Source organism: Saccharopolyspora ipomoeae (assembly GCF_029952525.1).
Lineage (GTDB): Bacteria > Actinomycetota > Actinomycetes > Mycobacteriales > Pseudonocardiaceae > Saccharopolyspora > Saccharopolyspora ipomoeae.
The window spans coordinates 150,560-163,834 of the sequence record NZ_JASAOF010000009.1; the positions used below are offsets into that span (position 1 = coordinate 150,560).

At 67.2% G+C, this 13,275-nt stretch carries 16 protein-coding genes; 12 read left to right on the top strand and 4 right to left on the bottom strand.

Going from position 1 to position 13,275, the window contains the following annotated elements:
• Nucleotides 1-240: 240 nt before the first annotated feature.
• The 8 genes from QFW96_RS16395 (at nt 241) to QFW96_RS16430 (ending at nt 6,041) form a co-directional block, all read left to right on the top strand.
• Nucleotides 241-561: a 2Fe-2S iron-sulfur cluster-binding protein gene (locus QFW96_RS16395; protein ID WP_281456519.1), complete on the top strand. Its 321-nt coding sequence runs from the start codon at nt 241-243 to the stop codon at nt 559-561.
• Entirely contained in the window at nt 558-1,823 is a 1,266-nt protein-coding gene (locus QFW96_RS16400) for an NAD(P)/FAD-dependent oxidoreductase (protein WP_281456520.1), read from the top strand. Before QFW96_RS16395 ends, QFW96_RS16400 begins: the two co-directional genes overlap by 4 nt.
• Complete coding sequence (locus tag QFW96_RS16405; RefSeq protein ID WP_281456521.1) at nt 1,820-3,157, top strand: aromatic ring-hydroxylating oxygenase subunit alpha; 1,338 nt, start codon at nt 1,820-1,822, stop codon at nt 3,155-3,157. Before QFW96_RS16400 ends, QFW96_RS16405 begins: the two co-directional genes overlap by 4 nt.
• Entirely contained in the window at nt 3,154-3,957 is an 804-nt protein-coding gene (locus tag QFW96_RS16410) for an SDR family NAD(P)-dependent oxidoreductase (protein ID WP_281456522.1), read from the top strand. The genes QFW96_RS16405 and QFW96_RS16410 overlap by 4 nt, the downstream gene beginning before the upstream one ends.
• A complete protein-coding gene (locus QFW96_RS16415; RefSeq protein ID WP_281456523.1) occupies nt 3,954-4,526 on the top strand; it encodes a 3-phenylpropionate/cinnamic acid dioxygenase subunit beta in 573 nt (190 codons plus the stop codon). Before QFW96_RS16410 ends, QFW96_RS16415 begins: the two co-directional genes overlap by 4 nt.
• Nucleotides 4,527-4,537: 11 nt before the next feature.
• Entirely contained in the window at nt 4,538-4,711 is a 174-nt protein-coding gene (locus QFW96_RS16420; protein WP_281456524.1) for a hypothetical protein, read from the top strand.
• 33 nt (nt 4,712-4,744) lie between these two features.
• Nucleotides 4,745-5,170 carry a hypothetical protein gene (locus QFW96_RS16425; RefSeq protein ID WP_281456525.1) on the top strand — a complete coding sequence of 142 codons (426 nt, stop codon included), beginning with the start codon at nt 4,745-4,747 and terminating at the stop codon, nt 5,168-5,170.
• Nucleotides 5,171-5,285: 115 nt separating this feature from the next.
• The gene (locus QFW96_RS16430; RefSeq protein ID WP_281456526.1) at nt 5,286-6,041 is read left to right on the top strand and encodes an IclR family transcriptional regulator; all 756 of its coding nucleotides are present in this window, start codon (nt 5,286-5,288) and stop codon (nt 6,039-6,041) included.
• Nucleotides 6,042-6,200: 159 nt separating this feature from the next.
• Here QFW96_RS16430 and QFW96_RS16435 read toward each other — a convergent pair whose 3' ends face one another.
• The 4 genes from QFW96_RS16435 to QFW96_RS16450 all read right to left on the bottom strand — a co-directional run bounded on the left by QFW96_RS16435 (nt 6,201) and on the right by QFW96_RS16450 (nt 8,857).
• Nucleotides 6,201-6,581: a BCCT family transporter gene (locus QFW96_RS16435; RefSeq protein ID WP_281456527.1), complete on the bottom strand. Its 381-nt coding sequence runs from the start codon at nt 6,579-6,581 to the stop codon at nt 6,201-6,203.
• A 184-nt stretch (nt 6,582-6,765) separates the two neighbouring features.
• Nucleotides 6,766-7,350, bottom strand: coding sequence for an MBL fold metallo-hydrolase (locus QFW96_RS16440; protein WP_281456528.1), 585 nt, complete (start codon nt 7,348-7,350; stop codon nt 6,766-6,768).
• Nucleotides 7,347-7,859: an MBL fold metallo-hydrolase gene (locus QFW96_RS16445; RefSeq protein WP_281456529.1), complete on the bottom strand. Its 513-nt coding sequence runs from the start codon at nt 7,857-7,859 to the stop codon at nt 7,347-7,349. The genes QFW96_RS16440 and QFW96_RS16445 overlap by 4 nt, the downstream gene beginning before the upstream one ends.
• Before the next feature lie 221 nt (nt 7,860-8,080).
• Nucleotides 8,081-8,857, bottom strand: a complete 777-nt coding sequence (locus tag QFW96_RS16450) for an IclR family transcriptional regulator domain-containing protein (protein WP_281456530.1) — start codon at nt 8,855-8,857, stop codon at nt 8,081-8,083.
• Nucleotides 8,858-9,015: 158 nt separating this feature from the next.
• Here QFW96_RS16450 and QFW96_RS16455 point away from each other — a divergent pair, with 158 nt between their 5' ends.
• The 4 genes from QFW96_RS16455 (at nt 9,016) to QFW96_RS16470 (ending at nt 13,274) form a co-directional block, all read left to right on the top strand.
• Nucleotides 9,016-9,567 carry a flavin reductase family protein gene (locus tag QFW96_RS16455; RefSeq protein ID WP_281456531.1) on the top strand — a complete coding sequence of 184 codons (552 nt, stop codon included), beginning with the start codon at nt 9,016-9,018 and terminating at the stop codon, nt 9,565-9,567.
• A gap of 65 nt (nt 9,568-9,632) precedes the next feature.
• Entirely contained in the window at nt 9,633-11,207 is a 1,575-nt protein-coding gene (locus tag QFW96_RS16460) for a 4-hydroxyphenylacetate 3-hydroxylase family protein (protein WP_281456532.1), read from the top strand.
• 26 nt (nt 11,208-11,233) lie between these two features.
• Entirely contained in the window at nt 11,234-12,088 is an 855-nt protein-coding gene (gene catA / locus QFW96_RS16465; protein ID WP_281456533.1) for a catechol 1,2-dioxygenase, read from the top strand.
• 64 nt (nt 12,089-12,152) lie between these two features.
• Nucleotides 12,153-13,274: a muconate/chloromuconate family cycloisomerase gene (locus QFW96_RS16470; RefSeq protein ID WP_281456534.1), complete on the top strand. Its 1,122-nt coding sequence runs from the start codon at nt 12,153-12,155 to the stop codon at nt 13,272-13,274.
• Nucleotide 13,275 lies beyond the last annotated feature (1 nt).

A 13,275-nucleotide genomic window follows, 5' to 3' on the forward strand; every position in this document is an offset into this window, starting at 1 on the left:
CGCTGCGCCCCCGCGATGAAGCCCCACGCAGCCAGAGCGTTGAGGCTTGACGGCCTGCTGGCAGCCGCTTAATCTCAGTATCACTAGTTGATTCAATGCTATCGCAGAGTGATTTAAATGATCGAAATGCGCCGGTCCGAGAACCCGGTACCGGTGCGCACGGGTGAGCGTGGTGATCACGCGGGTCTTGCCGCAGATCGCGTTCCGCTCAACCCGGAGTGCGGAAGGAGCCAGCCTCTGATGCCCAGGGTTTCGTTCGTTCATCCGAAGGGTGAGTCGCAGGAGGTCGAGGCTGCTGAGGGATCGACCGCCATGCGGGCGGCGCTGCTCGGTGGCATCAGCGGGATCACCGCCGATTGCGGTGGCGAGGCCTCGTGCGCGACCTGCCACGTGTACGTCGCGGAGCCGTGGATCGAGCGGGTCGGCGCTCCGGGCCCGGACGAGGACGACATGCTCGACTTCGCCGAGTGCGAGCGCCGGCCCAGCAGTCGGCTGTCGTGCCAGATCAAGATCACCGACGAGCTCGACGGCCTCGTTCTCACCCTCCCGGAGTCGCAGTGAGCGCGGGTGTCGTCATCGTCGGGGCGGGGCAGGCCGGCGCGCAGCTGGCCATGTCGCTGCGCGAGATGGGACATGCGGGCAGCGTCACGGTGATCGGGGACGAGCACCATCCGCCGTACCACCGGCCTCCGCTGTCGAAGGACTTCCTGGACGGCGGTCTCGCGGAGTCCGAACTCGCGCTGCGGACCGAGGAGTACTACCGCGACCGCGGGATCGAGCTCGTCGCCGGAACGGCGGTGACGTCGATCGACCGCGGGCGCAACGAGGTTCTGCTGTCCTCGGGTCGCGTCGTGGCCTATGCCCACCTGGTGCTTGCCACGGGAGCGCGAAACCGGCAGTTGCCGATCGCAGACGGCGGAGCGGACAACGTCCATTACTTGCGGACGATGGAGGACGCTCGTCGGGTTCGGCACGCACTCGAGCGCGCGCAGAACGTGCTGATCGTCGGTGCCGGATTCATCGGGCTGGAGTTCGCGTCGGCGGCCGCACGGCGCGGTGCGCGAGTCACCGTCGTGGAAGCGGCCCCGCGGGTGCTGGGGCGTGCGGTCGCGGAGGAGACCTCCGCGTACTTCGCCCACCGGCACGCGGTGGAGGGCTCCACGGTGCTCTGCGGTTGTGCTGTCGACGAATTCCGGACGGATTCCCGCGGACGGGTCACCGAGGTCCGCATCGGGGACCGGGTTCAGCCCGTGGACCTGGTCCTGGTGGGGATCGGGGTCGCGCCCAACTCCGAACTCGCCGAGGAAGCGGGACTCGTGGTCAACGACGGCATCGTCGTCGACGCGCAGCTGGTGACGTCGGATCCCGCCATCTCCGCGATCGGGGACTGCGCTCGTTTTCCGCGCGCCGGCGCCGCGTCGATTCGTCTCGAATCCGTGCAGAACGCGTCGGATCAAGCCAGGTACGCGGCTCGGCGAATCTGCCGGGCCGACGAGCCGATCGCCGACTACGGCGAAGTGCCGTGGTTCTGGAGCCATCAGGCGGGAGACAAGCTCCAGATCGCGGGGCTGGCGCTGCCCACCGATTCCGCGGTCTTCCTCGGTGATCCGTCGAGCGGGCGGTTCTCGGTCTGCCGATTCCGGGACGGGTTTCTCTCCGCCGTCGAATCGGTGAACAGCCCAGGAGACCACCTGTCGGCCCGCAAGCTCTTCGCGCGCGGTGCGCGCGTCACCGAGGAGCAGCTGCGAGCGCCTGAATTCTCCCTGCGGTCGGCCGCGGCCGGCGGAACAACCCAGGCACAGCAAGAAAGGACGTCAGCATGAGCAAGTTGACCGGTGAGGCGCTCGACGGGCTCGTCGACACGGACAAGGGCTTCATCAGCCGCGAACTGTTCGTCGACGAGGACCTGTACCGCCGCGAGCTCGAATCCGTGTTCACCCGGGCCTGGCTGTTCGTGGGTCACGAGAGCCAGATCCCCAATCCCGGGGACTTCTTCACCTCCCGCATGGGGGAGGAGTCGGTGATCCTCTGCCGCGACAAGCGCGGCGAGATCCACGTGTTCCTGAACTCGTGCCGGCACCGGGGGATGAAGGTCTGCCGCTACGAGTCGGGCAACACGTCGCTGTTCACGTGCCCGTACCACTCCTGGACCTACACCACGGACGGCAAGCTGCAGGGCGTTCCGCAGTACCGGAGCCTGTACGACGGCGTGCTCGACCGCGAGGCCAACTCGCTCGCGCAGGTCGGCAAGATCGCCAACTACAAGGGCACGATCTGGGCGACCTGGGATCCGGAAGCCCCGGACTTCCTGACCTACCTCGGTGACGCGAAGGTCCACCTCGATCAAGCTCTCGACTGCCGCGATGGGCGGGAGGGCGGTTCCGAGGTGATCGGCATCCACAAGTGGGTCTTCCCTGCGAACTGGAAGTTCGCCGCCGAGAACTTCCTCGGCGACACCTACCACAACCCCAGTCACCGCTCGGTCGACCTGATCGGAATCGGACCCAGCGCGGAAGCGGGCAAGAAGGGCCGTCGCGACGACGAGCTGGAGAAGGCCCAGCACATCTGGGTCAGCTTCCCCGAAGGGCACGGCGTGCACTCCGCGGTGCAGCCCACGGCCAACGAGTACGTGGAGTCGTTCCTGGACAACCCGGTTCTGGAGGAGTACTTCCGGCACTGCTACGAGGAGCGCAAGCGGCGCCTCGGTGACCAGGCGCGGTTGCTGCCGTTCGTCGGTTCGATCTTCCCGAACACCTCGTACCACGGGCGGCAGCCGCGAGGGCTGTGCGCGTGGCACCCGCATTCGCCGACCAGCACCGAGGCGTGGCGCTTCTTCCTCGTCGACAAGGACGCGCCCGACGAGGTCAAGGACTACCTGCGCCGGTACTACATGCGGTACTCGGGCCCGGCCGGGATGACCGAGCAGGACGACATGGAGAACTGGCTCTACGCGACCAGGGCGAGCGTGGGCACGGTCGCCCGCCGGTACCCGTTCAACTACCAGCAGTCGCTCGGCAAGGCCACGGACTCCTACGACTACCCGGGTTCGGTGACGCTGCAGCCGACGGAGCAGATGGCGCGCGGCTACTACCGCACCTGGATGAAGTACATGCGGGGCGAATCGTGGGACGCGCTGCTGGGCGAGGGGGAGCGGTGACCGGATCCAAGGTCGTGATCGTCACCGGCGGCACGTTCGGGATCGGGCACGACATCACCCTCGGCCTGGCCGAGCGCGGTCACCACGTGGTGGCCTTCGGGCTCGACGCCCGCCAGATCTCGAGCACCGCGGACGGCTCGGTCACGCGTCTTCGCGACGAGGTGGCGCAGCGCGAACTCCCGGTGGACGTGCTGGAGGCCGACGTCGCCGACGCCGAGGCCGTGGCGTCGGTCGTCGACTTCACCGCCACGCGCCACGGCCGGATCGACGCGTTGGTCAACAACGCGGCGATCGGACCGCTGGGCACGATCCTCGACACCGATGAGGAGACCTTCGACCGGATCCTCGCGGTCAACCTGAAAGGACCGTACCTGTGCTCGCGCGCCGTCGTGCCCCACCTGCGGCAGGTGGGTGGCGGCTCGATCGTGAACATCGGATCCGGGTCGGGTTGGGGAAAGCCGAACATGGCGGCCTACTCGGCCAGCAAGGGCGGGATGTTCGCGCTCAGCGCCGCGACCGCCTACGACTTCTTCCACGACCGCATTCGGGTCAACACCGTCGTGCCGGGCGGCGGAGGTATCGCGTCGGGCATCACGGCAGGGCGGCTCGGCGGCAACAACCCCATGGCCGGAGCCGGCGCGCACGGGTCGGCCGCGGGGCGCCCCGTGACGGGAACCGACGTCGCGAACGTGGTCGGCTTCCTCATCAGCGACGCGGCCGAAACGGTCTCCGGCACGGTCGTCGACGTCGGCTGCTTCTCCCATCAAGGCGGACCGGTGCAAAGGAGAGAAAGCGCATGAGCAGCGGAACCATCAGCGGAACCAACCGGAAGCTCGTCCGGGACGAGGCCTACTACCGGCTCAAGTCCGACGTCGAGGACTTCCTCCACGCCGAAGCGGACCTGCTCGACGACAGGCGGTTCAAGGACTGGCTGGAGCTGTTCACCGAGGACGTCACCTATTTCATGCCGATCCGGCACAACGTCAAGTTCGGCCAGCACGCCGAGCGGGAGAACACCAGGTCGGGAGAGGGGATCAGCTGGTTCGACGAGGACAAGTGGACGCTGGGCAAGCGGGTCGACCAGATCCTGACCGGCGTGCACTACGCGGAAGAACCCCTGTCCCGGGTCTGCCACCTCGTGTCCAACGTTCAGCTCCTCGCGGTCCGCGAGCACGACGGACAGCGCGAGGTCGACGTCCGATCCCGGTTCCTGGTCTACCAGAACCGCGTCGAGTACGAGACCTACCTCTTCGTGGGAAAGCGGACCGACACGCTGCGGCAGTCCGAACAGGACTGGATGATCGCCCGCCGGGAGATCATCCTCGACCAGAACGTCCTGCTGGCAAAGAACCTGACAACGTTCTTCTGAGGAGGAATCCTGTGATCAACGTGTTTCAGCTGGCCGCGGGGGCGCGCATCGAACTCGTCGACGGGCGCCGGATGACGGTCGAGGAGAACATGGGCGACGGCCAGTGGGTCCAGGCCCGAGAAGAGGGAGCTTCGGACGGCGAGCTGGTCCACGCAGAAGACATCCGGCAGCTCGCCCAGGACTGACGGGAGGCCCGAACCGTGCTCCGCTTCGACCACATGCCCAGCGACTTCCACCCGCTGTTCCTCTTCCTCGGCAACAGCGCTGATCTGGCAGCCCTTGCGGACCTCCTTCATCGGTTCGCCGACGAGCCGCGCCGCGTCGAGGTCCGCCGGTCACTGCCCGAGGCCGGCGGGCGTTCGCAGTTGACGATCGTTCCCGGCGAAGGCCCCGACGCCCCTTACGGTGTGCGGGAAACACCTGACGGGGAGAGCTTCACCTGGATGCTCAACGCGTGGCAGGCCGATCAGATCGCCACGCGCATCGAATCGCTGACCGCGAGCGGTCTCAAGTCCGGCAACGACATCATCGAGCTCGGGCTGGAAGGGGAGATCCCGGTCAAGGTGTCCAAAGGAGAATTCACCGACAACTTCCTCACGCCCAGCCATCACCTGGATCCCGATTACGAAGGCCCCGTCATCTGATCGTGCACCTGCTGGGCGCCGCTGGGTTGGACCAGCATGGCGATAGGTTGCTATCGTTGTGTGATACTGGAGCGCCCAGGGTGTTCGTGCAAACGGGTTGACGGAGGGAACGGCGATGGCCGCAGCCAAGACCGGAGCCGACAGCGGTCGGCGGGCGCTGGAAATCCTGCTCTCCTTCACGGAGCAGCGCCCGCTGCTCACCGTTCGTCAACTCGCCGAAGACCTCGACATCCCGGTGCCGTCGGTGCACCGCTACGTCGCTCTGCTGCGCGACATGGGCCTGATCGAGGAGCGAGGCCGCGGCCAGTACCACTTGACCATGCGAGTCACGCAGCTCAGCCGGGCGGCCAGGCAGGCCACGCCGCTGGTCGACCTGGCGGAGCCGTACATGCGGGAACTCGTGGACCAGACCGGAGAATCGGCGCTGCTCGTGCGCCTGGTGCACGACCGCCCGGTCTGCATGCACCGCGTCGAGAGCGCACAGCGGTTCCGGCTCTCCTTCGAGATCGGCCAGCAGATGCCGCCACTTCGGGGCGCCAGCGCGCGGCTCCTGCTCTCAGGCCTCGATCCGGCGGACCGGGAGCGCTACGTCGACCAGGCTCTGGAGCAGGGCGCCCGGCCGCCGTTGAAGGGACGCGATCGGTTCCTGCACGACGCCGAGCGCGACGGGGCGCGCGGCTGGGCCGTGTCGAACGAAGAGATCGACGACGGCATCTGGGCGGCCGCAGCCCCGGTCACCGACGGCAGCAAGGTGGTGGCGAGCCTGTCCGCGCCCTGCCCGGCCTTCCGCCTCGACAAGACCAAGCGCGAAACCATCATCGATCTGGTTCGCAAAACCGCCGCAGACATCTCCCACGCACTGGGAACGTGATACACGTTCGACCGGCCGGCCGCGCTGTGGCGGTCGTCGGCCGGGTTGTCGACGACGGCTGCACACGAACGCGCTGGGACACCGAGATTTCCACCCGACTCCGCCGGTTCGCGTCGACCAACAGACGCTGGTCGACGCGAACCGACTCGTGGAGGAACCTCAGGCCTTGACCGCGTCCTGGGCCTTGTCGCTGGTGTCGGAGTCGTAGCTTCCGGAGTCGCTGCTCGTGGCGTCGTTGCCTTCGGTAGGTGGCTCTGCCGGAGCGGTGACGAGTTGGAAATCGCCGTCGTGCTCGTCTTTACCGGTGATGACGGCTTGTTCCAGGATTTCGGAGCTCTTGGCTTCCAGCAGGGTGATGTCGTCGTTGCGCAGGTCCTTCAGCAGCGCGAAGCACATGAGCACCACGATCACCCCGAACGGCAGTGCTCCGACGAAGGTGAAGTTCTGGATGCCGGTGAGTGCGCTGTCCCCTCCGCCGCCGACGATCAGCATGAGAGCTGCGACGGCACCGGTGGCGGCAGGCCATCTCGCCGAACTCACTGATGTAGGCACCGATCGAGGTCGGTACCAGCCTCAAGATCAGCAAGTGGAACAGGTGGGCCCGGCACCAGAGCTCGGCGACGCGGTTGGCCAACCGGAGCACCTTGTAGTGCCCCCCCGAGATCATCAGCCGTGGAACGTCGCTCACGGGAACGGGGCAGTGATGCGGTGTGCCCGCCTGCGGTCAGGCGAGCACGAAGGTTTGCAGGTCCGCACCTACGACGACCTCGCCGTCGTAGCCTTGCTGGGCCCAGTTCTTCCAGGCATTCTCGTCGATCGGGTTCTGCGCGAGGTCTGAGATGTGCGAGAGGACGAGCTTGCGCGCGTTGGCGGCCTGAGCGACGTGGCCGGTCTCCTGGACCAGGACGTGTGACTGGAGCATGTGATCGAGAACGGCGGGAGGAGTGTCGGCGCCCTGCACGCTGATCGCTTCGTGCACCAGGATGTCGGTGTCCTGGGCCAGCTCGATCAGGTTCGGTGTTCTCGCGGTGTCCCCGGAGAAGGTGACCGAGCCGTAGGCGGTGTCGAAGCGGAACGCGAATGCGGGGAAGACCGGTCCGTGCGGGACGAGGGTGGCGGAAACGCGCACCCGGTCGTCCTGCATCACCTGGAACGGCCGCATCGGCGGCGCGGTGTTGTGGGAGTTCGCGCCCACGTCCGGCACGTCGATCTCGTGGACCTGCGCCAACGTCCGGATATCGCGGATATTCATGTCGCGCAGGAAGATGTTGTGGCTGTAGGAATAGGACGCGTGCAGTCTTTCGGTCATCTCGCTGGTACCGGGCGATGGTCCTTCGGGGTGGACGGTGGGAGCTTCACCTCCGCCGAACTTCGGCGGTAGTCCTCCTGCCGAGCCGGGACCGTGGACGTTGAGCGGGCCGTGGAGGTTGTCCCCGTGTGGGTTGGGGATGTGCCCGGCGAGCAGGAGAAGTTGTAGTAATCGGCGAGGTGATCAGCGTGCAGGTGGGTGAGGAAGATCGAGTTCAGGTTTCGGAAATGCAAGCCGGCACGCAGGTATTGCGTCGTCGCCGAGCGTCCGCAGTCGATGATGTAGACGCGTCCGTCGACGACCAGAGCGGATGCGATTCCGGTGCGGTCTGCCACCACCGGAGGCCCGGCTTGCGTTCCTAACAGGACCAACGCGAACTTCGAGTCGCCGATCGCCTGACCGGTTCCCGTCGCTGCCGCGTCACGGCGTTGGTCCCCCGGTGCGCAGGCGGACAACCCGGCGAGTGCGGCTGCGCCGCCGATACCGCCGAGGACGGCGCGTCGGTTCACGGCGGGCTCGGTTCCGTCCGATGAGGACGGTCCGGCTGATGAGTTGCACGGGGAGCACATCGCAGCTCTCCTTCATTGAGTTGTCCGCGTGGATCTCGCTGCAGATCGGGCAGTGATCGTTGCACGAACGGACCCGACTTCAGAAATACACGCTGCTTATCAATGATTCGTCGCGACGTCTCAATGCTCTCTGCGACAACGTTTTTGGAGTTGAGGGTTAATCAGGCCCCGAGCTCTTCGCTGATCTCGTCGGCGATGCGGACCAGCACGGGGACGAGGTCGCGTTCGACCCGGTCGGGGCTCATGCGTCCGGTGGAGGTGGACGTCGACAGCGCGGCGATCACCTGTCCCGTGTGGTTGCGGATCGGAGCGGAGGCGGCGATCAGGCCGATCTCGCGTTCCTCGGAGACCAGCGCCCACCCCTGCTCGCGGACCCGGTCCAGGGTGTTGCGGAACTGATCCGGGTTGGTGATGGTGTGGCGGGTGAGAGGCCGAAGTCCGTGGTCGGACAGGTACTGCTCGACGAACTCGGTCGGCTGCGCGGCCAGCAGCACGCGGCCCATCGAGGTCGCGTGGGCCGATACGCGGGTGCCCGCGGTGGCGTTGATGTTGAGCACGTGCTTGGCGGGTACGCGGGCGATGTAGACGACGTCGCTGCCGTCCATCGCGGAGAGCGAAGCGGATTCCTGGGTCTCCTCGACCAAGCGGCTCATGTGCGGCTCGGCGATCGCCACGACCGCGCTCGACGCGGTGAAGTGCTGGCCGATGGTCAGCACCCGCGGCGTGAGCTCCCAGCGACTCCCACCCGTGGGGCGGACGTAACCGAGGTGCTGCAGCGTCAGCAGGATTCGACGTACGGCGGGCCGGGACAGGTCAGTCGCCTTCGCTATCTCGATCAGGCTCGGGTTCCGCCGCTCGGCGTCGAAAACCATGAGCACTGCGAAGCCGCGCTCGATGCTTTGGATTCGGTCCTGGGCTCCGATCTGCACGTCGTTCACCTGCACATCTTCCCACAAGGCCGACCCCGCACAGCGGCCCGTCCGCGCGGAGAGGTCGGTCCGAACTGTTGACGGCCGGGCCACACCATGCCAGTCTGCGTGCACGCTTTACGTACAAGTTGCACGCACAGCGTGCACAAAGCGTGGAGGTGAGGTCAATGGCGATCGATCCGGGGAAGCTCCGCCGGTGTCTCGGCCACTTCACGACCGGGGTCACCGTCATCACCTGCAACGGTGACGACGGGACGCCGCACGGAGCCACGGTGAACGCCTTCACGGCGGTGTCCTTGGACCCGCCGCTGGTGCTCGTGTCCCTGGATCGACGCTCCCGCCTGTGCGGGTTGCTCGACTCGCGGCCGTTCACCGTCAACGTGCTCGAGTCGAACCAGAAGGAACTCGCGCTGCACTTCGCGGGCAAGCCCAGTCAGGAGGTGCAGTGGGCTCCGGACAGCGCTTGCGGCACCCCGCGGCTAGAGGGAACCCTCGCGCACGTCGCCTGCACGCCCTGGCGGTCCTACGACGGTGGCGACCACGTCCTCTACCTGGGAGAAGTGCAGGAATTCCTCTTCCACGACGGGCGACCCCTGTTGTTCCACACCGGGAAGTTCCACCACCTCGGCAGCGGCCACGCGCCCCTGCTGTGGGACGACTCCGTCGACGGGCCGGCCGGCGTCACCTTCGTCGCCGGATCCATCACCGGCTCCGGCTGAGTCGGTTCACCCGTTCACTTCGAAGTCCTTTTCACATCCAGTTCACGACAGGTGAGGAGGCAGCAATGACGCTGCAGCAGGATGCCGAGAACGCGTCGCCCACGACGAACGGTCGCGTCAACAAGCCCATGACCGGGGACGAGTACATCGAGAGTCTCAAGGACGGCCGCGAGGTCCACCTCTACGGGGAGAAGGTCAAGGACGTCACCACGCACCCGGCGTTCCGGAACGCGGTGCGGATGACCGCTCGCCTCTACGACGCCTTGCACGACCCCGCCAAGCAGGACGTGCTGACCGTGCCCACCGACACCGGCAACGGCGGCTTCACCCACCCGTTCTTCCGGGCCCCGCACTCGGCCGAGGACATGAAGAAGGACCAGGCGGCCATCGCCGAGTGGGCTCGGATGACCTACGGCTTCATGGGCCGGTCGCCTGACTACAAGGCGAGCTTCCTCGGCACCCTCGGTGCGAACCCGGACTTCTGGGACCCCTACGCCGACAACGCGCGGCGCTGGTACACCGAGTCCCAGGAGAAGGTCCTCTACTGGAACCACGCCATCGTGAACCCCCCGGTGGACCGCCACCGGGGTCCGGACGAGGTGGCGGACGTGTTCATGCACGTCGAGGAGGAGAACGACAAGGGACTCGTGGTGTCCGGGGCGAAGGTCGTGGCCACCGGCTCGGCGATCACCCACTTCAACTTCCTGGCCCACTACGGTCTGCCGATCAAGAAGCGCGAGTACTCACTGGTCTGCACCGTGCCGATGGGCGCGCCGGGCATGAAGTTGATCTGCCGACCGTCCTACTCGCAGCAGTCCGGTGCCATGGGCAGCCCGTTCGATTACCCGCTCTCCAGTCGCCTCGACGAGAACGACACCATCTTCGTGCTCGACAAGACGCTGATCCCCTGGGAGAACGTCTTCGTCTACGGCGACCCGGAGAAGGCGTCGAGCTTCGTTCCCGCATCGGGCTTCCTGCACCGCTTCACCTTCCAGGGCGTGACCCGGCTTGCGGTGAAGCTGGACTTCCTCGCCGGCCTGCTGATGAAGGGCCTCGAAGCCACCGGCACCAAGGACTTCCGCGGTGTGCAGACGCGCGTCGGCGAGGTGCTCGCGTGGCGCAACCTGTTCTGGGGCCTGTCGGACGCAATGGCGGCCAACCCCGAGGAATGGCTCGGCGGGACCGTCCTGCCCAAGCACGAGTACGGCATGGCCTACCGCTGGTTCATGACCGTCGGCTACCCCCGGGTGCGCGAGATCATCATGCAGGACCTCGGTTCCTCGCTGATCTACCTCCCGAGCCACGCCACGGACTTCCTGGACCCGAGCGTGCGTCCGTACCTGGACAAGTACGTGCGCGGTTCGAACGACTACTCCGCGGTGGACCGCGTCAAGCTGATGAAGCTGATCTGGGACTCGATCGGCTCCGAGTTCGGTTCCCGCCACGAGCTCTACGAGCGCAACTACGCCGGCAACCACGAAGGGGTGCGGGCCGAGATGGTCGCCGACGCCGACATGTCGGGCACCAGCGACTACTTGAAGGACTTCGCCCAGCAGTGCATGAACGAGTACGACCTCGAGGGCTGGCAGGTCCCCGACCTGATCAACCCGAACGACGTGTCCATCATCGGCAAGCGCTGACGCGCCGCTCGTCCGAGGAGCACATCATGACCGCCACGCACGGCTCACCGACCGCCGCAGGTTCGGGCGACTCGGCCACCAAGGCCTTCCGCGCCAGCCGGTCCACCGCGTCCACCGGTCCCGCCGTCTCCCAGGAGAGGGTCTCGGAGGTCGTGACCGAACTGCTGGCCGGGATCCACGCCACGATCCGGTTGAAGAAGGTCAGCTACGACGAGTTCCAGGCCGCCAAGCAGTACCTGATCGACGTGGGGGAGGGCGGCGAGTGGCCGCTGATCCTCGACGTTTTCGTCGAGCACGTCGTCGAGGACGTCGCCGCGGAGAGTCAGGAGGGCACCAAGGGATCGATCCTCGGCCCGTACTACCTGCCCGACCAGGTGCGGCTCAACACCCCGGCGAGGTTGCAGCGCCGGTCCGATGAGAAGGGCACCGAGCTGCTGTTCGCCGGGCAGGTCCGGGACACCGAGGGCAACCCGGTGCCCGGCGCGGAGCTCGACATCTGGCACGCCGACGACGAGGGCTACTACTCGGGGTTCGCCCCGCACGTTCCGGACGGCAACCTGCGCGGTGTCGTCGCCGCCGACGACCAGGGCAAGTTCGAGATCCACACGATCGAACCCTCTCCTTACCAGATCCCGACCGACGGGCCGACCGGTGCGCTGATCGAGGCCGCGGGCTGGCACCCGTGGCGTCCGGCGCACCTGCACCTGATGGTTCGCGCGCCGGGGTACCGGACGATCACCACGCAGCTCTACTTCCGCGGCGGTGAGTGGCTCGACAGCGATGTCGCGTCCGCGACCAAACCGGACCTGATCCTCGACCCGACCGATACCGGGGACGGGAAGCGCGCGGTGACCTACGACTTCACGCTCGAGCCCGGGTGAGACCGACTCCGAGCCGGGCCGATCTCACCCGGCTCGGAGTTCCCGTTGGAAAGGAGTGGACTAGATGACCGACATGCGGATCGACGGCGTCGAGACGGTGATCGTCGACATCCCCATGCGCCGGGCGCACCGCTTCGCCAGGGCGGGTATGAGCGCCCAGCCCGTGCTCTACGTCTTCGTCCGCACCTCTGGTGGGGTCACGGGCGTTGGCGAAGGCGTGGTCCCCGGAGGCCCGTGGTGGGGTGGGGAGTCCGTCGAGACGATGCAGGTCATCGTCGAGAAGTACCTCGCGCCGGTGATGCTCGGCCGTCGGGTCGACGAGGTTCCCGCGATCCTGCGCGACTGCGCGGACGTCGTCGCGGCCAACCTGTTCGCCAAGAACGCCGTCGACACCGCCCTGCACGACGCCTGGGCGCGCCATCTCGACGCCCCGGTGCACACCCTGCTCGGCGGGGCGCTCCGGAGCAGCGTTCCGGTGACCTGGGCGCTGGGTGCGGAGACGGCCGATGTCGTCGCCGACGAAGCGCTGGAGAAGCTGGATTCCGGGCTGCACGCGTCGTTCAAGCTGAAGATGGGGGCGCTGGATCCCGCCGCCGACGTCGCCCGGGTCGTCAGCGTCACCGAGAAGCTCGCCAGCGTCGCGGGGGTCCGGGTCGACATCAACGCCCGCTGGGACCGGCTGACGTCGTTGACCCATCTCCCAGCCCTGGCCGAGGCCGGCGTGGAGATGGTCGAGCAGCCGGTGCCGGGGGACGACGTCGACGCGATGGCCGCGATCTCCGCTGCGCTGCCGATCCCGGTGATGGCCGACGAGAGCCTGCGCACCCCCGCCGACGCGTTGCGACTCGCCCGCACCGGTGCCGCCGGGATCTTCGCGGTCAAGACGACCAAGTCCGGCGGGTTGCGCGCGTGCCGGGCGATCGGTGAGGTCGCCGCCGCGGCCGGGATTCCCTGCTACGCGGCGACGTCGATCGAGAGCCCGATCGGTACGGCCGCTTCGCTGCAGACCGCGTGCACCAACCCGGCGACGGCGTGGGGGAGCGAGTTGTTCGGTCCGCTGCTGCTGGCCGAGGAGATGCTCGTGGAACCGCTCGTCTACGACACCGACGGGCTGCACCTGCCCACCGGCCCCGGGCTGGGCGTCGAACTGGATCCGGCCAAGGTCCGGGCCTTCCGAAGGAGCTGAT

Bases quoted from the DNA above. Each gene is read 5' to 3' on its own strand.
- QFW96_RS16470 (WP_281456534.1), top strand. From the start codon at position 12,153: ATGACCGACATGCGGATCGACGGCGTCGAGACGGTGATCGTCGACATC.
- QFW96_RS16415 (WP_281456523.1), top strand. From the start codon at position 3,954: ATGAGCAGCGGAACCATCAGCGGAACCAACCGGAAGCTCGTCCGGGAC.
- QFW96_RS16425 (WP_281456525.1), top strand. From the start codon at position 4,745: ATGCCCAGCGACTTCCACCCGCTGTTCCTCTTCCTCGGCAACAGCGCT.
- QFW96_RS16430 (WP_281456526.1), top strand. From the start codon at position 5,286: ATGGCCGCAGCCAAGACCGGAGCCGACAGCGGTCGGCGGGCGCTGGAA.
- QFW96_RS16395 (WP_281456519.1), top strand. From the start codon at position 241: ATGCCCAGGGTTTCGTTCGTTCATCCGAAGGGTGAGTCGCAGGAGGTC.
- QFW96_RS16455 (WP_281456531.1), top strand. From the start codon at position 9,016: ATGGCGATCGATCCGGGGAAGCTCCGCCGGTGTCTCGGCCACTTCACG.
- QFW96_RS16460 (WP_281456532.1), top strand. From the start codon at position 9,633: ATGACGCTGCAGCAGGATGCCGAGAACGCGTCGCCCACGACGAACGGT.
- QFW96_RS16440 (WP_281456528.1), bottom strand. From the start codon at position 7,350: ATGACCGAAAGACTGCACGCGTCCTATTCCTACAGCCACAACATCTTC.
- catA (WP_281456533.1), top strand. From the start codon at position 11,234: ATGACCGCCACGCACGGCTCACCGACCGCCGCAGGTTCGGGCGACTCG.
- QFW96_RS16405 (WP_281456521.1), top strand. From the start codon at position 1,820: ATGAGCAAGTTGACCGGTGAGGCGCTCGACGGGCTCGTCGACACGGAC.